General features: G+C 50.3%; 18 protein-coding genes and 1 pseudogene. 17 read left to right on the top strand and 2 right to left on the bottom strand.

The genetic code is table 11. From position 1 onward, the window contains the following. The first annotated feature begins 52 nt into the window (after nt 1–52). The 11 genes and pseudogenes from QOX26_RS02990 to QOX26_RS02940 all read left to right on the top strand — a co-directional run. Nucleotides 53–1150, top strand: a complete 1098-nt coding sequence (locus QOX26_RS02990; protein ID WP_283673406.1) for a 2-hydroxyacid dehydrogenase — start codon at nt 53–55, stop codon at nt 1148–1150. A 14-nt stretch (nt 1151–1164) separates the two neighbouring features. Next, on the top strand, nt 1165–1806 hold the full coding sequence (locus tag QOX26_RS02985; RefSeq protein WP_283673405.1) for an L-fuculose-phosphate aldolase: 642 nt from the start codon (nt 1165–1167) through the stop codon (nt 1804–1806). A gap of 10 nt (nt 1807–1816) precedes the next feature. After that, nucleotides 1817–2227 carry a hypothetical protein gene (locus QOX26_RS02980; RefSeq protein ID WP_283673404.1) on the top strand — a complete coding sequence of 137 codons (411 nt, stop codon included), beginning with the start codon at nt 1817–1819 and terminating at the stop codon, nt 2225–2227. Nucleotides 2228–2542: 315 nt separating this feature from the next. After that, nucleotides 2543–4054, top strand: a complete 1512-nt coding sequence (locus QOX26_RS02975) for a response regulator (RefSeq protein WP_283673403.1) — start codon at nt 2543–2545, stop codon at nt 4052–4054. Then, nucleotides 4051–5514 (top strand): sensor histidine kinase, encoded by a 1464-nt coding sequence (locus QOX26_RS02970; protein WP_283673402.1) that lies wholly within the window; start codon nt 4051–4053, stop codon nt 5512–5514. Before QOX26_RS02975 ends, QOX26_RS02970 begins: the two co-directional genes overlap by 4 nt. Before the next feature lie 153 nt (nt 5515–5667). Continuing rightward, nucleotides 5668–6705 carry an ABC transporter substrate-binding protein gene (locus QOX26_RS02965; RefSeq protein WP_283673401.1) on the top strand — a complete coding sequence of 346 codons (1038 nt, stop codon included), beginning with the start codon at nt 5668–5670 and terminating at the stop codon, nt 6703–6705. Nucleotides 6706–6816: 111 nt separating this feature from the next. Next, nucleotides 6817–8319, top strand: coding sequence for a sugar ABC transporter ATP-binding protein (locus QOX26_RS02960; RefSeq protein ID WP_283673400.1), 1503 nt, complete (start codon nt 6817–6819; stop codon nt 8317–8319). Nucleotides 8320–8321: 2 nt separating this feature from the next. Continuing rightward, complete coding sequence (locus tag QOX26_RS02955; RefSeq protein WP_283673399.1) at nt 8322–9350, top strand: ABC transporter permease; 1029 nt, start codon at nt 8322–8324, stop codon at nt 9348–9350. Then, a complete protein-coding gene (gene yjfF / locus QOX26_RS02950) occupies nt 9347–10342 on the top strand; it encodes a galactofuranose ABC transporter, permease protein YjfF (protein WP_283673398.1) in 996 nt (331 codons plus the stop codon). The genes QOX26_RS02955 and yjfF overlap by 4 nt, the downstream gene beginning before the upstream one ends. A gap of 87 nt (nt 10343–10429) precedes the next feature. Then, on the top strand, nt 10430–11338 hold the full coding sequence (locus tag QOX26_RS02945) for an AEC family transporter (RefSeq protein ID WP_283673397.1): 909 nt from the start codon (nt 10430–10432) through the stop codon (nt 11336–11338). 37 nt (nt 11339–11375) lie between these two features. Next, nucleotides 11376–11549, top strand: a pseudogene (locus QOX26_RS02940) (transposase); the annotation flags it as partial. Between the two features lie 760 nt (nt 11550–12309). Here QOX26_RS02940 and QOX26_RS02935 read toward each other — a convergent pair. Next, nucleotides 12310–12564 (bottom strand): hypothetical protein, encoded by a 255-nt coding sequence (locus QOX26_RS02935; protein WP_283673395.1) that lies wholly within the window; start codon nt 12562–12564, stop codon nt 12310–12312. Nucleotides 12565–12850: 286 nt separating this feature from the next. On the opposite strand from QOX26_RS02935, the gene QOX26_RS02930 reads away from it, so the two are divergent. Further along, on the top strand, nt 12851–13102 hold the full coding sequence (locus QOX26_RS02930; RefSeq protein ID WP_283673394.1) for a TRAP transporter large permease subunit: 252 nt from the start codon (nt 12851–12853) through the stop codon (nt 13100–13102). A gap of 90 nt (nt 13103–13192) precedes the next feature. Beyond that, nucleotides 13193–14215 (top strand): zinc-dependent alcohol dehydrogenase, encoded by a 1023-nt coding sequence (locus QOX26_RS02925; RefSeq protein WP_283673393.1) that lies wholly within the window; start codon nt 13193–13195, stop codon nt 14213–14215. A gap of 507 nt (nt 14216–14722) precedes the next feature. Here QOX26_RS02925 and QOX26_RS02920 read toward each other — a convergent pair. Next, nucleotides 14723–15691: an AraC family transcriptional regulator gene (locus tag QOX26_RS02920; RefSeq protein ID WP_283673392.1), complete on the bottom strand. Its 969-nt coding sequence runs from the start codon at nt 15689–15691 to the stop codon at nt 14723–14725. Between the two features lie 388 nt (nt 15692–16079). Between QOX26_RS02920 and QOX26_RS02915 the strand changes: the two genes are divergently transcribed. Genes QOX26_RS02915 through QOX26_RS02900 form a run of 4 tightly spaced genes read left to right on the top strand, consistent with a single transcriptional unit; the run spans nt 16080 to nt 20487 of the window. Continuing rightward, a complete protein-coding gene (locus QOX26_RS02915) occupies nt 16080–17513 on the top strand; it encodes an MFS transporter (RefSeq protein WP_283673391.1) in 1434 nt (477 codons plus the stop codon). Between the two features lie 51 nt (nt 17514–17564). Continuing rightward, a complete protein-coding gene (locus QOX26_RS02910; protein WP_283673390.1) occupies nt 17565–18623 on the top strand; it encodes an alcohol dehydrogenase catalytic domain-containing protein in 1059 nt (352 codons plus the stop codon). A 25-nt stretch (nt 18624–18648) separates the two neighbouring features. Beyond that, a complete protein-coding gene (locus QOX26_RS02905; RefSeq protein ID WP_283673389.1) occupies nt 18649–19509 on the top strand; it encodes a transketolase in 861 nt (286 codons plus the stop codon). Between the two features lie 6 nt (nt 19510–19515). Continuing rightward, nucleotides 19516–20487 carry a transketolase family protein gene (locus QOX26_RS02900; protein WP_283673388.1) on the top strand — a complete coding sequence of 324 codons (972 nt, stop codon included), beginning with the start codon at nt 19516–19518 and terminating at the stop codon, nt 20485–20487. Nucleotides 20488–20512: the final 25 nt, after the last annotated feature.

Genomic DNA, 20512 nt, shown 5'->3' with positions numbered 1-20512 from the left:
CGCTGCTGCGCTATGCGGCAGCGGCTCATCCTGCTGAAAAGAGGAAATGCAGATGATGAACAATATGACAAAGACGCCGCAGCGAATCGTAGTCGTGGGCGATGCGTTCGTTCTGCCAGAAACGATGGAGCAGGCGCTGCGCGAGAGTGCAATCTGCTGCGGCGAAATCCTCAAGTGTTTTTGGGGTTCACCGGATAAACAGGAATTTACGGTGCGGCAGCTCAGGGTAGAGCGCGGCGGGCCGGAGGCTGTGCCGTATGCGGACGGCTTGGACGAAGCCATTGCGGCGGCGGATGTTCTGGTGACGCACTTCTGTCCCGTGCCGCGTTCGCTGATTGATAAGGCGCCGCGGCTCAAACTGATTTTGACCTGTCGCGGTGGTGTGGAACACATTGACCTTGCGGCTGCGAGTGCGCGTAATATTCCGGTTATCAACGTCATCCGGAATGCCGAGCCAGTGGCTGATTTTGCGTTGGGGCTGATGTTGTCCCTGACGCGTGATATTGCGCTGTCCTGTGCGTACCTGAAGGAGCGCGGCGAGTGGTCGAAGAGTTTTTATAACTCCCCGTTTTTGATGACGCTCAACAGCCATTTGGTCGGTCTGGCGGGGCTTGGGAATGTGGGCATCGCACTGGCGCGGCGGCTCAAGGCGCTTGGCGTGCCGATGATTGCGTTTGATGCCTATACCTCGCTGGAACGGCTGGAAAAATCGGGTCTGGGTGATATTGAACTGGTGGATTCGCTCGAAACTTTGTTTGAGCGTTCGGATATTGTATCGCTTCACCTTCGACTGACGCCGGAGACTGAGCACACCATTGGCGCAAACTATTTTTCTCGTATGAAAAAGACGGCATATTTCATTAATACGGCGCGCGGTGGCTTGGTTGATCAGCCGGCTTTGACGGCGGCGCTGCGGCGCGGAGATTTGGCGGGCGCGGCACTGGATGTATTCGATGCGGAGCCGCTTGCACCGGATGATCCGCTGCTTAGGATGGACAACGTGCTGGTCACACCGCATATTGCGGGGACGACGGTGGATGCCATCCCGCAGTCGCCCTTTATGCTTTTGCGCGAAGCGGATCGATTTTTGAAACAGGGTGTGTGCAACCGCGTGGTGAATGCTGCAGACATTACTTTGGAAGCGGAATAAAAGGAGGAGCCCCTATGCTGCTGCAACAGGAACGGGAGCAGGTTGTCGAATATGGCAGAAAAATGCTGGAACGCGGCCTGACAGTAGGCACGTTCGGTAATTTAAGCGTTTATAATGAAAAAGAGAATCTGTTCGCCATCAGCCCAAGCGGTACAGATTATTTTAAAACCGCCCCGTCGGATGTGGTTGTTATGACGCCGGACGGTGAAAAGGCGGACGGGGATTGCAAACCCTCGAGCGAGGTGGATATGCATCGCATTTTCTATCAGAAAAGGCCGGGCATTCGCTCGGTTGTACATACGCACTCGCGGTTTGCCACCACACTCGCCTGTTTGGGTTGGCCGATTCCACCGCTACACTATCTGATTGCCTATTCAGGTCGAGAGGTGCCCTGCACACCCTATGTCCAGTTCGGAACCTACGAGTTGGCGCAGTGCGTGTATGACACTATGGGTGAGAACTACGCCTGCCTGCTGGGCAACCACGGCCTGCTTGCCTGTGGGGGTAACATCAGCTATACTATGGATGTAGCGGAGCAAATTGAATTTTGCGCCGAGTTGTACTACCGCACCCGCGTTGCGGGAACGCCAAAGCTGCTCGCAGAGCATGAAATTGAAGTTGTGCTGGAGTCCTTTCAGCATTATCGGCAAAAGTAAGGAGAGTATGATGGAAAAATGCGTTTACTGCGGCAGAGATCTGCCGGAGAAGCCGGTTCAGGCCAAAGTCCATACACGTTCGTTCGAAGTCTGCAGCGAGCAATGCCGCACCCGAACCGAGCAATATGTGAAAAACGACAAGCGGTTTAAAACCGCGATGTACCTGTTGATTTTTGTGGGTGGAACAGGCTTTGTTATCAGCGCATTTTTCGGAGGGACCGATTCGCTGCATATGCTTGGCGCATATATTGGGCAGCTTGTGGCAGGACTGGCGTTTCTGCTGATGCCGTACCCGGTGTCCTCGTTTGAATCATTTCATTCAATGAGCATCAGCGGTGTGACCAGATTGACGCGCATAATTGGCACAGTATTGTCGGTATCTGCGGTTGTACTGTTGGCGCTGACCCTATGCGGTCAGTAAAAAAGCTGAAGGATCGCCTTGCAACGAGATGCTTGTTGTAAGGCGATTCTTTTGATTCATAGCGCATGATGGAAAACAAGTAAGAATCGCGCTTGTACCGTATGACACACCGTCCACGAGAAAAATACAGCACTAGAGGGTTAATGCTTTTATAACAACGAAGAAGTGTGACCGCGCAAGACTTAAACGGTGCGTTGTAGTGCGGAATACAATGTGGAATTGCAAATTTATTCGTGCTATACTGAAAACATTACCAATGCGAAACAGCGGATTGAGATTGCTGTGCGGCAATCGTGTGTATGGGGGCGGGGAGAAATGATTTCTGTGTTTTTGGTTGAGGATGAGCGGATTCCTCGAGAAAGCATCAAGAAGAACGTACAATGGAAAGAAAATGGGATTGAGTTTTTAGGCGACGCATCGGATGGTGAGATTGCGCTGCCGCAGATATTAGCGAAAAAGCCGGATATTCTACTGACCGATATCAAAATGCCATTTATGGATGGGTTGGAGCTGGCGCAGATTGTGCGAAATAAGCTGCCGGATACTAAAATTATTATCCTGAGTGGATATAATGAGTTTGATTATGCCCGCCAAGCGATTTCGCTGGGCATCAGTGACTATTTGCTTAAGCCAATTTCGTCCACAGATATTATATGCGCTGTAGATAAGGTGCGCGGGTCCATCGAAGATGCACGCGAGGAACGGCAGGAACGGAGCGGTCAGGCGCAGGTGCAGAGGGAAGTTTTCTTCAGCAGCCTATACAGCGGCTTTTTGTCCGGAACACGGCAGATTCTGAGCCGTGCTGAGCAGCTTTCCATTACGCTGGCCGCATCAGCTTACTGTGTGACCATGGCCGGACTGACTCCGTCAGCCGAGCCTGGGAATGAAGCCACACGGCGTATTCTGTATGACACGCCGGATGCGTTGGCATCGGGCTTTGACGGAACGAAAATCGTATATCTGCTGCAGGCGGAGGATGACGCTGCTCTGGAGCAAAAGCAAGAGCGGCTGAAGAAACGGGTGCAAGACGCAGCTGCACGGCAATCCCTGCAGCTGCAATGGACGCAGGGGGCGATCGTGCATCGCCTCAGTGATATTGCGGAATCCTATCAAACGGCAAATCTACGGTGTGGACGACAACACAGCGAATGCAAGACCGCGGGGCTGTCTGAGTCGGCGCCGTTTGAAAATGACGCTCTGCTTGATTTTCTCCGAACGGGTAAGGCATCCTCAGTAGAAGCGTTTTGGGAAAATTATCGTCCGGCAATCGAAGGTGCATTTGCTTCGTTTATTTATCGGTGCTATCTTTATACGGAGCTGTTTTTTGTAATCAGGCAGTTCGCGGGTGAGATACATATGGAGGTTCCGGCAGTGTTGACGGAAAACGATATCTTGGAAAAGCGAATCGCGGCAGATTCTTCTGCAGACGATTTTATTTCGTTTGGATGCAATCTGTGCAGGCAGGCGATGGCGGCACGCAGCCACACGGGTATGAGCCGCTACACCCCGGCCGTAGAGCAGGCGCGTCAGTACATTGAGCAACATTTTATGGATGCAGCGCTTTCGCTCACCACGGTGGCAGACGCAGTGCATCTCAGCCCAAACCACTTTAGCACTGTGTTTAAGGAGAAGACCGGCGTCGGTTTCAGTGAGTATTTAACCGATATTCGAATTCGTCAGGCCAAGCGGCTGCTCTGCACCACGAATCTCCGCGCTTCGGAGGTCGGGGAACATGTCGGCTATCTCAACATGAATTATTTCAGTATGTTGTTCAAGAAGGTAACTGGCATGTCGCCAGGACAATATCGGCGGGAGTGTGAAAAATGAACCTGATACACCGCTTGTCCGACCGAATACGTCAGCGCAGTATTCGATATAAAATGCTGTTTGGGTTTCTTGTTATGGTAATCGGTATGGCAGCTATCAACCTGACAACTGTCTTTTCAACGCAGAGCTTTCTGAGGGAATACCATGTGATAGCATCGCGTATTGCCACGGCAAACAGTCTTGTGCCGATTGCACGGGAACTGATCGGCACGGAAGCATATTATGTGGTCGCAGGGCGCGAAACTTTGCAGACAACCATGTTGTTTGACTATGTGACGGAAGTGAGCGACAGCTTGAGTCAACTGGAGCAGGGATCTACTATAGAAAAAAACCGGAAACAGCTGCGCATTGCAGCGCGGACGCTGGGCACTCTTGAAAAATACTGTAGCCAGCTGCGCCGGCAATCAATGATGGGGGTGTCGTTAGTTGAGCAGAATGCAACGCTTGAGCAGATTCGCGATGTATCAAGTTTGATTGGCGAGCAGATGAACGAGTATATCTATTTGGAATTAACCTATATGGATGAATTGGATCAGCAGATACAGCAGCGCGCCCGGCAGATTCTGATTGGTGACGCGGGAACAGCGGTGCTGATTTTGCTGACCATGGCATTGATACAGATTATGATCGACCAAAGTATCAGCGGGCCGATTGAGCAGTTGGTCGAGAATACCAAGCGTTTGTCAGAGGGCGACTTTGGCGTTCGCGTGGAAAGTGCAGATAAAAACGAAATTACGGTGCTCAATGAGAGCTTTAACCGCATGGTCGAAAAACTGCAGCGATTGATGACAAAGCTTCAGGAGGATACGCGGACGCGGGAACAACTGGAGCTGCGGCTGATGCAGGAACAGATTAATCCACACTTTCTATACAATACACTCGAAATTATTGTGTGGCTTGTAGAATCAAGCGATAAGGAGAAGGTAGTGGGCGTTGTACAGTCGCTGTCACGCTTTTACCGCGTGGCGCTCAGCCAAGGGCGTGCGGTTGTTACCATACGGGAAGAGCTGGATTGCATTCAAAGCTATCTGTATATTCAGCAGGTGCGGTATATGGATATCATGACTTATCGAGTGTGTGTGGATGAAGCGGTGCTGGATAATGAAATTCAAAAGTTGACACTGCAGCCCTTGGTTGAAAACGCGTTGTACCACGGAATAGAGCGCCAAAGAGGCGGCGGAACAATCTGGGTGGAAATACGGCGAAACGGAGAGACCATCGAGGTGGTGGTGTCCGATGACGGTTGCGGGATGGATGAGACAGCACTACTGCGTCTAAGGCGGGCGATTGCAGATAAAAATCCGATTGGCGGTGGCTTTGGTTTATCTAATGTACAAAAACGGGTACAGCTTGCCTATGGCCCGGAATACGGTATCGAAATTGAATCGGCGCAGGGGAGAGGGACTCGTGTTATACTGCGTATTCCTGCCAAACCGGAAGAAAACAGGGTTTTGCCGTAAAATATCAAAAGTTCCGCCAATTCGGCGGAACTTTTGATGTAAAAACCTGAAAAAATACAGTGCATTGTCAATTTCGCAAGATAGGGTTTCTTACTATAATAAAAACACTGGATGCGGTAATGGTTCATGACCGCAAAAAAGAGGAGGAGAATCATGATGAGAAAGAACAGAGTTTTGGCGGCGCTTCTAACGGGTGCGATGGCATTTTCCCTTACGGCCTGCGGTGGCGGTGGTGCGGACACAAACGCAGACACTGGAGCCGAGGGCGCGCAGAAGCAGGCTTCGGACATTACGGTAGGTTTTGCACAGGTTGGCTCTGAAAGTGAGTGGCGTACCGCTAACACGGAGAATATCAAAGCGGCTGCCGAAGCGGCGGGAGTAACGCTTCAGTTTTCCGATGCACAGCAGAAACAGGAAAATCAGATTAAGGCGATTCGCTCGTTTATTGCGTCGGACGTGGATGTCATTGCGTTCTGCCCGATTGTACAGACTGGCTGGGATACCGTGCTGCAAGAGGCAAAGGACGCGGAAATTCCGGTTGTACTGGTCGATCGCGGCGTCACGGCTGATCCCTCGCTGTATGTCACCCATATTTTTGCCGACGCACTGAAAGAAGGTCAAAATGCCTTCAATTGGATCGATGAATACATGAAAAAACAGAATAAGACGCCGCGTGGCGGCAGCGAGCAGTTCCAGATTGCCATTTTGGAGGGTACGGTCGGTTCCTCTGTTGCAGCGGACCGACTCAAGGGTTTCAATGATGCGATTGCATCTGCTGAGGATGGAAGCAAATACACGGTTCTGTGCTCGCAGACCGGCGAATATACCCGCGCAAAGGGCAAAGAAGTCATGGAATCTTTCCTCAAATCCGACGGGGATAAGATTGATATCCTATTCGCTGCAAATGATGATATGGCACTCGGCGCGATTCAGGCAATCGAGGCGGCCGGTCTGAAACCGGGCGAGGATATCGTCATTGTTTCTATTGACGCTGCCAAGGGTGCGTTCAATGCGATGATTGAAGGTAAGATGAACTGTGCGGTTGAGCACACGCCAAACTTCGGTGAACTGCTGATGGATACCGCTATGAAGATTGCAAACGGAGAGAGCGTGCCGGAAACCATTGAGGTGGAAGAAGGTATCTTCCCGGCGGATACTGCGGCGCAGGAGCTGCCGAACCGTACCTATTAATCGGCGAAATGACTTTTACCACCCCGCAGCGGGAATCGGGCGAGCATCGCCCATCCCGCTGTCGGAAGTGGTTTTCTTTTGCAAAATCATAGGAAAAGGGCGTGAAAATCGATGACAGGACAAGTTTTGCTAACCATGCGAGGGATTTCAAAGTACTTTCCCGGTGTGCGTGCGCTGGAAAACGTGGACTTTACATTGCGCGCGGGCGAAGTGCATGCGCTAATGGGTGAAAACGGGGCGGGGAAATCCACGCTGATTAAAGTTCTGACCGGCGTATATCCCAAAGATGGCGGAGAGATTTTAATGGATGGGAAATCCATCTCGCCGTCCAGTCCGCTGGAGGCGCAAAAGTGCAATATTTCCACAGTGTATCAGGAAGTGAACCTTTGCCCGAATCTTACAGTGGCAGAAAACATTTTTATCGGCCGCGAGCCGCGGAAAGCCGGACGTATTGACTGGAAAACAATTAACAGACGAGCAGCGGAGCTGCTGAAACAATTAAATCTTGAAATTGACGTTACGAAAACGCTTGATAATTACTCGGTTGCAGTACAGCAGATGATTGCAATCGCCCGTGCGGTAGATGTCGATGCAAAGGTGCTGATTTTAGATGAGCCGACCTCTTCGTTGGACGAGAACGAAACAAGCCGACTGTTTGATGTGGTGCGTGGATTGAAAAAGCAGGGGTTAGGGGTTGTCTTTGTTTCACATTTCTTAGACCAGATTTATGAACTGTGCGATCGCGTGACCGTGCTGCGAAACGGCGAATTGGTTGGTGCGTACGAAATTGAAAAGCTGCCGCGTGTGGAACTCATTTCAAAAATGATCGGCAAGGAGTTAGGCGATATCCAGAGCATGGGTAAAAACGATGCCGCAGAACGCGGCGAGGTGCTGATTGAGGCGAAAGGACTGACTGCGTTTGGACGCATCAAGGATTTCGATTTAACGGTTCATAAGGGCGAAGTCATTGGCTTCGCAGGACTGCTGGGATCAGGGCGTACAGAAACTGCGGAGCTGCTGTTCGGCGTGGCCAAGCCGGAAAAGGGCACGCTGAAATTAGGCGGCAGTGAGATCCGTTTTGCCACACCGCTAGACGCAATGCACCATAAAATCGCATTTTGTCCGGAGGACCGAAAGGTGCAGGGCATCATTGGTGACCTGACGGTACGGGAGAACATCATTATCGGTTTGCAGGCTAAAAACGGTATGTGGAGCCATATTCCGATGAAGGAACAGGAGCGTATCGCGGAGGAGTACATAAAATTGCTGCAAATCAAGGTATCTTCTCCGGAACAGCTGATTAAGAATCTATCAGGCGGCAACCAGCAAAAGGCAATCATCGCCAGATGGCTCGTGACCGAACCCAACCTGCTCATTCTCGATGAACCGACACGCGGCATTGATATTGGCACGAAAACAGAAATTCAAAAAATGGTCATCCGTTTGGCGCGAGAAAAACAAATGGCCATCATTTTCATATCGAGCGAAATCGATGAGATGACGCGTACCTGTACGCGGTTAGCGGTGTTGCGCGATCGGAAAAAAGTTACGGAGCTTTCCGGTGACGAGATCTATCCTGACCGTGTCATGGCGGCCATTGCAGGAGGTGTGTGACAATGAACCAAATTAAGAAAATGACTTCGCATCACCTGTTTCTGCCGGTGTTTGCACTGGTGCTGCTGTTGATTTTCAATGCGTTTGCCACACCGGGTTTCTTTTCTATCCAAATACAAAATGGACAGTTGTTTGGCCGCATCATTGATATTTTGAACCGTGCCTCCATTTTGGTCATTCTCTCCATGGGCATGACTTTCGTCATTGCAACGGGCGGTATTGATATTTCGCAGGGCTCGGTTATCGCGATTTCGGGTGCAGTGTGTTGCTCGTTGATTGGCGGTGCGGGAGATGGTACAACACAGATGCCACTGCTGCTTGCTTGCGTGATTGCAGTGATTGTGTGCGGGATATGCGGCGTGTGGAATGGGTTTCTGGTTTCCAAACTGAAGATACAGCCCATGGTAGCGACTCTGATTCTGATGACGGCGGGTCGTGGCATAGCAATGCTGATTACCAAGGGGCAGAATATCACGGTTTACTACAAACCATTTACTTATATCGGCAACACCATTCCCGGCAGTCCGCTTCCGACGACGATTTTTATCGCGGCAGCCATGGTAGTACTGGTTGTTTTGATCCAGAAAAAGACTTCGGTCGGTATGTTTGTACAGGCTGTCGGCATCAATGCGGAGGCTTCGCACCGCACCGGACTGAAGGTAACTTCAATTATCTTCATGGTGTATGTGTTCTCGGGCATGTGCGCGGGGATTGCGGGTCTGATGGAATCTTCGATGATTGCGGCAGCAGACCCGAATAACGCCGGTCTGAACATGGAGCTGGACGCGATTTTGGCAGTGGCGCTAGGCGGTACGCTGCTGACGGGCGGAAAATTCTACATTGGCGGCTCGATTATTGGCGCAATCACCATCCAAACGCTGACGACTACGCTGTATGCGCTTGGTGTTTCCTCGGAACAGCTTCCGGTATGCAAGGCGATTGTGGTGATTCTGATTTGCTTATTGCAGTCAGAGCAGTTTAAAAAGATGTTTGCCGGCAAAGCAGAGAAAAAGGCGGTGACACAGATATGAAAAACATGAAAAACCGAATCGTAGGTTCGCGGTACTTTTCTTTTGGAATCACGGCCCTGCTGTTTCTTGTACTGTATGTCATCGGTATGATGAGTTATAAGGGTTTCTTAAAACCGCAGGTATTCTGCAATTTATTCATTGACAATGCAGCGCTGATTATTGCGACCATCGGCATTACCTTTGTGCTTCTGATTGGCGGAATCGATATTTCGATTGGTTCGGTTGTTGCGCTGACTTGTATGACAACTGCGCAACTGCTTGCAAACACACAGTTGGGTGCAGGCATCGTCACGATTATTGCGCTGGCCATCGGCTTACTCTTTGGTCTGGTACAGGGCTGGTTGATTGCACAGTTTGATATGCAACCGTTTATTGTAACGTTAGCTGGGCAATTTTTTGCACGGGGTTTAACGGCAATTATCTCACGCGAAACAATTGATATTACCAACCCAACCTATACCGCAGTTGCTTCTGCACGCATTTATCTTGCTCCCAAGGCCTTTATTTCGGTCGGTGTGGTGATTGCGGTTATCGCGCTGATTGTAGCGACATTGGTACTCAAATATACACGTTTCGGACGTAATATCTATGCGCTTGGCGGCAGTGAATCATCGGCACAGTTAATGGGGCTGCCCACCAAAAAGACTAAAATTGCAACCTATATGGTGTCTGGCTTTTGCTCCGCGCTGGCAGGTGTCGTTTATTCACTGATTATGCTCTCGGGCTATCCGCTTCATGCGGTGGGCATGGAGATGGATGCAATCGCGTCATCTGTCATTGGAGGCACGCTGATGTCTGGCGGCGTCGCGTTCCTGCCCGGCACACTGTTCGGCGTGCTGATTCAGGGTATTATCCAAACCTTTATTACATTTCAAGGCACGTTGTCTGCTTGGTGGACAAGAATCATCATTGCGCTGCTGTTGTGTGCGTTCATCGTCATGCAGACGGTGATTGTACGCAGCCGCCACCGTATCAACTCTTCCGAAAAGTAACCTCTCTTTTTCTCTGTTTGGTACAGAAGCCCGGCGCAATCAAGTGAACCGGGCTTCTGGGGGATGGGAAGAAATGGAGTGGCGTAGATGGAAAATATGATTACTAAAATAGGCGGGCTGCTGTTAATTATCGTCTTAGGCTATATTCTCAAGCAATGTGGCGTATTCCGTTCGGAGGACGCGCGAATCCTATCAAAAATCATTGTTAATTTAACCCTTCCCGGAGCGCTGATTGCTAGCTTGGCTTCCTTTTCCATAGAGATGAACATGCTGTCGGTTATCGCAGTGGCGGCCATAGCAAATTGTGTGCTGTTACTGGTTGCGGCGCTGATTTCGCGAGGCAGGGATGGCGCGACGCGGGCATTGTACATGCTTAATATACCGAGTTATAACATTGGAACCTTCGTTTTGCCGTTTGTACAGAGTTTTCTACCCGCAGAAGGGTTGCTGGCGGTATCCATGTTTGATGCGGGGAATAATCCTATGAACAGCGGCGGAGCGTATGCGGTTACTTCGGCTCTCATTGGCGGAGAGCGGATGTGTGTGAAAACGATTGCAAGTAAAATGCTGCATTCTGTGCCGTTTGATACCTTCTTGCTTATGATGATCATGGGGGGCAGCGGCCTGCACTTTCCGCCTGCGGTTTATACGATTGCAGGCATGTTCGGGCAGGCAAATGCGTTTCTTGCGATGCTGATGATTGGCTTAATGTTTGAAATACAGCTCAGCCGGAACGCCCTGGGTGATGTAGTGCGGATTGTGGGAGTCCGGTATGCCTTTGGCGCTGTTGCGGCTGCACTGTGCTACTGCTTGTTGCCGCTCCCGGAATCTGTGAGGAGAGTGGTGACGCTTAGCTTGTTGGCGCCTATTCCCTCGGTTACACTGGCATACTGCGACAAATGCGGCTGTAAACCGTCAATTGTGGGCGTAATTCATTCTATGTGTATTGCGATCAGCTTAGTGAGCACGCTTATACTGATGTTAGTGTGGAAGTAAACCGCCAAATGCTGTGGATACTATTCAAGAGCACAATATCACAGAGCAGACGTTTTATCGTTGGAAAAGCAAATATGGCGGAATGAAAGCCAATGATGTGAAGGGCTTAAAGCAGCTCGAAAACGAGAATCGTCGTCTGAAAGAGCTGGTCGCGGAATTGACTCTGGATAATCATTTTCTAAAGGATGTCCTCTTAAAACGGACGATGACCTTAATTGATGACACAACACTCGGGAATACCTTGCGCTGGCAGTAGATTGTTTTATCAATGGAAAGGAGGTTTAAACGGTACGAAATCGCGTGGCCTTGTTTCGAGGTCTTCCGAAAGAAATTCTGACGGGTAATGGCGCTGAGTTTACAAGGAAGGTAATGAATAATGAAGTCATGACCGCCGGGTTGCGCATATCTTTACTTTTTCAGGGTGCCCTACCCAGAATGGATATATTGGAGTTTAAATGGAAAGCTGCGGGTTGAGTGCTTGAATCAAAAACGGGCTTCTACTTCTCAGAAGTAACGAAAGCTGTTAAGTTGTAGCGTCAAGAGTACAATCATGAGCGGCCTCATTCTGCATTGGAGAATACGCACTGAAGGTTTCAGTAAAACAATTCGCTTTTAAGGTGGACGAATTTAGGGGGCATGTCAAGACGGTGAACATTGAACAGAAAGGAAAAGTCGAAGAGATAGAAAAACAGCCTCCAGTAGTCTGAATGACACTGGGGGCTGTTTTTGAGATATATCCGTGGCAATTCGTGGCGGGGTGTCCGGCAGGAACAGTTAGGGAAAACGTTCTGTCAGCACCTCGCGGACAAAGCAGATGGACGATACGATGCCGGGATCAGTCACGACAGGCATACCCTTGCGCTCGTTCATCAGTCAAATACCGCTAGCGCGGTGTGCAGCGGATTCAAACAGGTACATACCTGAATCGATCAACCGTTTCGTGATTCTTCAAGGATACGCCACGCGCGTGCTCAAACGGTGGTCTGGTCCTCCATGACGAGATGCTGCGGACGTTCTGCATTGACATAGGGTACTACAAGGGTACCTTTTGCGTGCGAATGGATGCCATATCGGAAAACCCATCCGCATAAAGTGCGTGTTTCACCGATTTGTCCGGTGATTTTGTCGATTACCATCCAGGGAAACGTGATTTGTGACTTGAGCCAAAGGTACTCGGTGTCAGTCAGGTAGTCGTGCAGGGCATAACGCGCAGCGGGGTTCGTCATCCGTTGATTTGCAGGCAATCACACCGCGGCGGGTGTGCCCATTTTTGAGCAGTCACTGCACGGTTACCGCGAGAAATGCACGAAAAATGTTGCCGCCGCCGAAGTGTAGCCAAGTCGGAACACCCTTGGTGCATTCTACCATTTGCGCTATATCATAAGCCGGGAATTGCCTAGCCGGTTTGTGAATACGTTAGGCCGGTTCGGTCAAACTTCGTTCTGTGACCTCCAATTTGTCCAACATTCCTGATGATTGTCAATCTGCTTCTATTGGTTGTAGGCATGTTCTTTGCCGGCGGCACAGGCACTGGGCATCGATCTGATTCATTTCGGTATCGTTTTGGCCGTGAACCTCACCGTTGCAGGTATGACTCCTCCGTTTGGCGCGATGATGTTCGTGTCTACGTCCATCACCGGAACCAAGATTGAGGATTATACCAGAGATGCACTGCCGTACATTGGACAGTTGATTATTTGCTTGTTGTTAATCACCTATATTCCTCAAATCGTAACCTTCCTGCCTAATTTGCCGTCCGGATAACCTTTCAACTACCGTTTTCTAATCTCTCACATTTCGGCCCCTCGGTATTGCCCGACGGGCCGAATCTGTTTTATGGAGGAAACTGATTTTATGAAAGCACTCGTTAAAACGGGCTTGGGCCCAGATACGCTGAGGCTGATGGATATCCCTGTACCGGAATATGGTCCGGATAATTTACTGGTTAAAGTCTACGCCTGTGGTATTTGTGCATCTGATTTGCATATTGAGAACTTCCTGATCCACCCTCCTTTCGTATTGGGACATGAGTTCAGCGGTACGGTTGTAGCGGTGGGCGCACGGGTAACGGATTTTCGTGTTGATGATTCGGTGGTATCTATCACTACAGTCGAAACCTATGAAACCTGCGAATATTGCCGGCAGGGACTGCGTATGCACTGCGATCATCGGTTTAACATCGGAACCGGACGCGACGGCAGCTTTGCAGAATACCTTGTTATTCCGGCAAAACAGGCGTTTCATGTGCCTACAGGCGTATCTTTGGATGCGGCTGCCTTGTGTGAACCGCTTACTTGTGTAGTGCGCGGCGTAATTGAGCGTACACATGTCCGCGTGGGGGATTATGTTTTGGTTGCAGGCGCGGGCATCATTGGGCAGCTTACCGCTCTGGTTGCACGCCTTTCAGGCGGCATTGTATTTATGACCGGTATGAAGAGTGATCAAAAGCGTCTGGAAAAGGCACTTGCATTGGGCTGCACCGCGGTGATGGTCGTGGATGAAACAGATGCGGTTGCAGAATTAATGCAGTGGACTAGGAACAGGGGAGTGGACTATGCGTTTGAGTGCGCGGGTGCAGCAGAGTCAGTCAATCTGTGTTTGCGCGCTTTGCGTAAAATGGGGAATTTCACTCAAATCAGACTGTATACCAAGTCAATCGTGTTTGATATGGATTATGCGGTGAAAAAGGAACCGAATCTATCTAATTCAATTGCCTCTGAACGCACTTCGTGGCTGATTGCGCTGCGTTTGCTGCAATACGGCTTGGTCGATCCGTCGCCATTGGTAGGAGCACCGCGGTCGCTGACCGCGTGGGAGGAGGCATGGCGTCGCATGATAGACCGAGAGGATTTTAAAATTTTACTGATGCCCAATTGAAGCAATCAACAAATATCAGTAGCCCATGTAATGGCTCATGTGGTCATCAAAGTAATCTGTGTGGGGAAAACTATAAGTTTACACTAAAAATTAAAACAATTGCTATTATATTTAGCGCTAATGATATACCTCAATCTGCGGTCAACAGCTTGTTCAATCGGTTATTCTGTTTCTCAAGCGCCTTGAGTAACCTGGCCTGACCGGGACACAGATCAGCGTAGCCTTTCTTCCGACGATAATAGACTGCCCTTATCCCAGCAGCAATTCACTGGATTTTATCCTTTCCCATACAGGATTTCAAATTCTCTCAAAGTTTCAACGATTTCTTCTGCACGATATGTTTTTCATGGCAGGCTCATCATTTCGTTGTGGTATTTTACCACCACTTTTTTCTGTGAGTAATTGGCATAAGCTTTGGGTGCAGGTCACTTTGATTTTTTGGAGAAATTCTCAGGTATCAGGCAAGGCGAATAAACGTCAGGCTATTGTCCCCCTGTTTTTATCGTTTCAGGATAGAGCATCGCTCGCTTTGTAGGCATCCGGTTCGCCTGCGGATGGAAAGGTACGCCGTCCGGGATGCTGCACCCGGAATTCCGAAATCGTCATACCTTCAATTTCCTTGAATAATTGGTAGAGCATCTTAGGCGAGGATAGGCCAACCAGACCGGAAATCTTTTCTGTTGAAAAGTCGGTATCAAGCAGGTAGTTTTTCGCATAGTTGAGTCGGTAAATATTGAGGGTTCGCTTGAAACTCTGTCCGAAATAATCCTCAAACACGCGGTTGACATGGCGCGGGGAAATGTAAAATGTGTCCGAAATATCCTGAATGGAGATGTTCTTGTGGTAATTTGCGTGCATGTACTTGGTAATCGCCACTGCCAGATTGATGTTGGACGGTGCGGGCTGCGGCTGTTGCTGCTGTGGATCCTCAGCCATCAGGCAGCGCAGAATCGAAATCAGGTACTGCTGATACAGGGCGCTTACCATCAGGCTTGTGCCGGAATAACTGTTGGTGATTTCGTCGTGCAGGCGGTCGAGCACGGCGCGGCTGTGGAAGCGGTCGCAACCGGAAAAGTGAGTGCGTTCATCGAAATAATGGAGCGCACTGATGACAAAATCGCTCTCGTGCGGGGCGCTGCGGCTTTTGCTTCTGGCAGTGCTGACGGTTGGCGGTGTAAATACGAAAACCACATAGTGTTTGGGTGTATGCGGCTCATAAATCGTATAATGATGCACGCCTGGCCGGATGACAACAAAGCTGCCGCCGGTCAGCGTGCAGCATTCGTCTGCGACCATGAGATTCTGGGTGCCATCCAGACAGTAGTAAATCTCATAACAATCCTCATGAGTGTGCAGAAACTCCACACAGGTCTGATCGAGCATGTCCGCATAGTTGACAATAAAGTCGCTTGTTCCCATCGACATACGAATCAGCGTTGGGTTATAAAACGGATACTGCTTTTGATGATATTGCATGGTTCTTCTCCTTCCGCCTAATTTTGTTACGAAAGCAACCATTTTCTATAATAGTATCACAGATTAACTCGTAGCAAAACTGCTTTTACACCAAATGTCTCGTCAAAACCGGACATGTTCATCAGCAATAACGTCCTTTTTGAGAAATATATTATAATTTCGAGTATTTTAAATTCGATTTTCAGAGGTTATATACAATTTTCTATTTTGCTTTTTGACGAATTATCTAAAAATTATTTTCAATGAGACATCTTTTTTGATAATTGTGTCTGTTTGCGGGATTGTCGGGGCATACACGACCGATTACAATAGACACACAGAAGAGAAAACCAGTGGGAAGGGGGATTAGGAACCGCAGTACACACGGAAATAAAGAGGAGGAACGATCATGCAACAGGATCCGAAGAACCCGACAAGTTGGGTAAAAACCTCACCGCAATATGGGTATTATAAAATTCCGCGCAAGGAAGTGCTGGGATATGGATCGATTGACTTTGCCATGAATCTGGTGTTCCAGTGCATTGCCCTCTACATCAGCTTTTTCTACACCGATATCTTTGGCTTACAGCCCGGCCATGTGGCTATCATCTTTGCGGTGTCTCGTTTGTGGGATGCGATTAATGACCCCATGATGGGAACGATCTGTGAACGCTTGCAGCCTCGGCAGGGGAAATACTGGGTGTACATTCGTTGGGGCGCCATTCCATTCGGCTTAGCCGCGGTCATGACCTATACCACACCAAACCTTAGCTATGGACTCAAGGTTGCATGGGCGCTGATCGGTTATAATCTGCTCAATATGCTGTACACCTTCATTATTCAGCCGTACATTTCGGTCGCAACTCTCATGACCAATGACCAAAGCGAGCGCACACGGCTGCAATCCTTCCGTATGACGCTTGCACAGGCTGGCGGCGTGGTCTGTGCGATCATGTTGCCCGAACTATCCGCTGTGCTGTCCAACTATATGACACTTGCACAGGGATACATGGTCACCACCATCATCATGGCGGTCATTATGGTCATCATTCTGCTGTGGGGCTCAAGCCAGATCATCGAGCGTATCCCGCCGCAGCCGGTTGTCAACGGCGAAAAGGCCGGTATCCGCGATGTGTTTCATCTGCTGTTCCGCGTCGGGCCGGTGTTTGTCACTTTTGTTCTGTTCCTCGGTGTTTACACCATGAGTCAGGTGCAGTCCACCATGGGTGCGTACTATATCAATTACTATGCGGGCCGCGGTGATATGCTTTCATGGTTTTCGATGATTATGATGCTGTTTTCGGTCATCGGCGTGCCATGTGTCCCGTTTTTGACCAAGTATCTACATAAAAAAGGCACGGTCATGTTCGGCCTGGCGGTTGCGGGACTGGGCTGCCTGCTCCTTTACCTCATGCCTACTTCTGCAATGACCGGTATGATGATCTCGCGTGCGATTACGGGTCTGGGCTACGGCGTACTGATGGGCATCGTCTGGTCGGTTATCACCGACCCGGTCGAATATGCTGACTGGAAGACCGGCAAGCGCTATACCGCGATTGTAATGACGTTGGTCGGTCTTGGTATTAAATTTTCGATGATCGTGGGCGGCTCGCTGCCGACCGCTGTGCTGCAGGCCACAGGGTATGTTGCCGGTCAGACGCAGAACGATGCAACGATGGCCGCCATCCGTGTGATGACTACGCTGCTGCCGCTGGCCGCTGTTGTCGTCGCCATGCTGGTTTACGGACTGTTCTACCACCTCGATGAGGACAAGGTTCGCCAGATTCAAGCCGAGATTGCAGTGCGCAACGAAAAACGTGCACAGAGCGCGGTTCGCTCCTGATTTCAATATGTAGTATGCAGTCAATCGTTTCAAAGGAGGAAGGACAACAGAATGAAACAGATTAATGTCATAAAAACCGGCAGCCTCAAGGCCAAGGAAATCACAAAAAAGGGTGCAGTTGCAACAATGGACGTGCCGGAGTATGAAATGGGTCCCGAGGATGTAAAAATCAAGGTTGCTTACTGCTCAGTCTGCGGCTCCGATCCCCATCTGGTTGAGGGTATCTTTGGCTGGAAACCGCCGTTCGGTATCGGACATGAGGTTTCGGGTGTCGTCGTCGAGCTGGGCGAAAAGGCCATGCAGAAGGGTCTGAAAGTCGGCGACCGCGTTGCAGGTAACTTCCTTAAATTCTGCGGTACGTGCTATTACTGCCAAAATGGTCAACAGCAGTTCTGTGAGCATGCCGGCGATTACAACCGAGCTGGTATGAGTGAAACCATCATTTGGCACGAGTCGCAGGTCTATAAGCTCCCCGATGATGTATCGCTGAAAAAAGGCTGCCTACTCGAGCCGGTGTCCATCGCGGTGCGCATGATGGATAAGGTGCAGCCGAAGCTGGGACAGCGCATTGCCATCAACGGCGGCGGGCCAATTGGTCTGTTGGGCTTGCAGGCATTTAAAATGATGGGGGCGACCGATCTAACGCTCATCGAGCCGCTGGCAGATCGCCGTGCGCTGGCGGTTAAGTATGGTGCGGATCATGTCATCAATCCGGCTGATGAAGATCTTGCGGCGCGTACAGCCGAAATTACTGGCGGGTTGGGGTTCGATGTGCTGGTGGATTGCTCAGGCTTTGTGGGTGCAGTCGGAAATCTGCCTCCGCTTGTTGCCCGCGGCGGGATGCTGCTCTACGGTGCAATGTATCCCAATGATTTTGAGATGCCGCTGAATTTATATCAGTATTGCTACTTTAACGAGTTAACCATTTCGGGCTACTATGTCGCGCCATATTGCTATCCGCGTGCGGCGCAGATTCTGTCCCGTTTTGAGCTAGATGACTTTACACAGACGGTATTCGATATTGATGATTCGGTCGCCGCGTTTGAGGCACAAGTTTCGGGTAAATACCCTAAAATCTTGATTCGCTGCAACCAGATTGAGGGCGAATAAGCAACTTCAGAAAGGATGAGTCAACATGAGTGAAAAATTGCAGACCGTAGCACAGCTGGAAGACAAGTGCGCTGATATCCGGTCGAATCTTCTGACCTTTATTCACCGTATCGGTATGGGTCATTTGGGCGGGGAGCTGTCCATCGTGGAGATGGCAGTCGCTATGTACTATAAATATATGAATTACGATGTGATGGATCCGCACAGAGAGGGGCGTGACCGCTTCATCCTGTCCAAGGGTCACTGCTCGGAGACGCTGTATACTATTTTCTCCGATTTGGGTGCGTACAGCCAGGATTACATGGTTGAGCACTTCGAAAACCTCGACCAATACAAGTTCGGCATGCACTCGAACCGAAAAAAATGTCCGCAGATTGAGGTCTCGGCCGGATCGCTCGGACATGGTTTGCCCATCGCGGTCGGCTATGCGCTAGGTGCGCGATACCGCAAGGAAGACTACCGTGTAACCGTGCTGATCGGCGACGGTGAGTTCGACGAAGGTACCAACTGGGAAGCGCTGATGGCGGGCGGCCATTATCAGCTGAACAATCTGGTCTGTATTCTGGATAAAAACGGTCTGCAAATGACCGGCACCACCGATCAGGTGCTGGATTTGGGTGATGTAGCAGCCAAGGTCAGCGCGTTTGGTTGGAACGTGATTGAGATCGAGGATGGTAATGACATGGCACAGGTTTGCGCGGCGCTCGACCGTCTGCCCGAGCGGGATTGTGAAAAGCGTGCAAAACCCACCTTTATCATCTCAAATACCGTTAAGGGCAAGGGCGTTTCCTTCATGGAGGGTAATTACAAGTGGCACGGCGGCGGCATTGGAGACGACGACCTTAAGACCGCGCTGGCGGATGTGGCAAAAATGAGAAAGGCGTGAGCGGTTATGGCAAAGACAACTTATGATTTTGATATGATGCTCTCCAACGCCCGCGAGGCGTACGGTGAGGAACTGTATAAGATGGCCTGTGAGGGCAAGGATTTTGTGTTTACCTATTCAGATAACGTTGCGCCCTCGTCTTCGGCGGGTAAGCTGCTGCGCGAGTTTCCTGAGCGCTGTTTTAACTTTGGCATCGCAGAACCTGATCAGGTCGGTGCATCGGCCGGTTTGGCGCTGTCGGGCTGCACAGTTTTTTCGCAGGTGTTCGGGCCGTTTTTACCATTGCGTGCGGCCGACCAAATTCACACCGATATCGCATATAACGACGTTAAGGTGCGCTTGATTGGGACGCATTCGGGCGTGACTGCTGGCGGCGGTCCAACCCACAATGATATCGCCGACCTTGCACTTTACCGTGCGATTCCTAATTTGACCGTTGTTGTGCCGGCCGATGCAGGTCAGTGCTGCAAATTCATCCGACAGTCGATGGATTTTGACGGTCCGATGATTATCCGCATTGACCGTGCCGGCTCGCCCAACGTATATGCGGACGACTACGAGCTTACGATTGGCAAGGCGATTGAAACACTGGAAGGCAGCGATGCCTACCTGATTTCCTGCGGCTCGAATATCTACGAATGCCTGATGGCGGCCAAAATATTGCGCGAGACATCCGGCGCATCGGTTGGCGTGCTTGATATGCATACGGTCAAGCCGCTCGACACCGATGCCGTACTGCGTGTCGCGCAAAAGGCCGGCAACATCGTCACGGTCGAGGATCACTCAGTCAATGGCGGTCTGGGCGGCGCGGTTGCCGAGGTATTGTGTGAAGCCGGCTACAGGGGAAGTTTCAAACGTGTGGGCATGCCCGATGAATTCTCCGTGCTCGGCGCTCCGGACGAAATCTATCATTATTACGGTATGGATCGTGACGGCATTGCCGAAACGCTGAAAAATATGCTTGGTCTGGGCAGATAATAGCCCACCCTCTCTCTTAGCATTC

The organism is Butyricicoccus sp. Marseille-Q5471 (assembly GCF_951230135.1).
Classification (GTDB): Bacteria; Bacillota; Clostridia; order Oscillospirales; family Butyricicoccaceae; genus Agathobaculum.
The sequence above is the reverse complement of the archived record's forward strand: the minus strand, read 5'-3'. Positions and strand labels throughout refer to the sequence as shown.

What these genes read in the sequence shown, in the direction of transcription:
- QOX26_RS02955 (WP_283673399.1), top strand. Translation starts at nt 8,322, where the DNA reads ATGAACCAAATTAAGAAAATGACTTCGCATCACCTGTTTCTGCCGGTG.
- QOX26_RS02980 (WP_283673404.1), top strand. Translation starts at nt 1,817, where the DNA reads ATGGAAAAATGCGTTTACTGCGGCAGAGATCTGCCGGAGAAGCCGGTT.
- QOX26_RS02915 (WP_283673391.1), top strand. Translation starts at nt 16,080, where the DNA reads ATGCAACAGGATCCGAAGAACCCGACAAGTTGGGTAAAAACCTCACCG.
- QOX26_RS02900 (WP_283673388.1), top strand. Translation starts at nt 19,516, where the DNA reads ATGGCAAAGACAACTTATGATTTTGATATGATGCTCTCCAACGCCCGC.
- QOX26_RS02990 (WP_283673406.1), top strand. Translation starts at nt 53, where the DNA reads ATGATGAACAATATGACAAAGACGCCGCAGCGAATCGTAGTCGTGGGC.
- QOX26_RS02910 (WP_283673390.1), top strand. Translation starts at nt 17,565, where the DNA reads ATGAAACAGATTAATGTCATAAAAACCGGCAGCCTCAAGGCCAAGGAA.
- QOX26_RS02945 (WP_283673397.1), top strand. Translation starts at nt 10,430, where the DNA reads ATGGAAAATATGATTACTAAAATAGGCGGGCTGCTGTTAATTATCGTC.
- QOX26_RS02905 (WP_283673389.1), top strand. Translation starts at nt 18,649, where the DNA reads ATGAGTGAAAAATTGCAGACCGTAGCACAGCTGGAAGACAAGTGCGCT.
- QOX26_RS02970 (WP_283673402.1), top strand. Translation starts at nt 4,051, where the DNA reads ATGAACCTGATACACCGCTTGTCCGACCGAATACGTCAGCGCAGTATT.
- yjfF (WP_283673398.1), top strand. Translation starts at nt 9,347, where the DNA reads ATGAAAAACATGAAAAACCGAATCGTAGGTTCGCGGTACTTTTCTTTT.
- QOX26_RS02935 (WP_283673395.1), bottom strand. Translation starts at nt 12,564, where the DNA reads ATGACGAACCCCGCTGCGCGTTATGCCCTGCACGACTACCTGACTGAC.
- QOX26_RS02975 (WP_283673403.1), top strand. Translation starts at nt 2,543, where the DNA reads ATGATTTCTGTGTTTTTGGTTGAGGATGAGCGGATTCCTCGAGAAAGC.
- QOX26_RS02960 (WP_283673400.1), top strand. Translation starts at nt 6,817, where the DNA reads ATGACAGGACAAGTTTTGCTAACCATGCGAGGGATTTCAAAGTACTTT.
- QOX26_RS02920 (WP_283673392.1), bottom strand. Translation starts at nt 15,691, where the DNA reads ATGCAATATCATCAAAAGCAGTATCCGTTTTATAACCCAACGCTGATT.
- QOX26_RS02985 (WP_283673405.1), top strand. Translation starts at nt 1,165, where the DNA reads ATGCTGCTGCAACAGGAACGGGAGCAGGTTGTCGAATATGGCAGAAAA.
- QOX26_RS02925 (WP_283673393.1), top strand. Translation starts at nt 13,193, where the DNA reads ATGAAAGCACTCGTTAAAACGGGCTTGGGCCCAGATACGCTGAGGCTG.
- QOX26_RS02965 (WP_283673401.1), top strand. Translation starts at nt 5,668, where the DNA reads ATGATGAGAAAGAACAGAGTTTTGGCGGCGCTTCTAACGGGTGCGATG.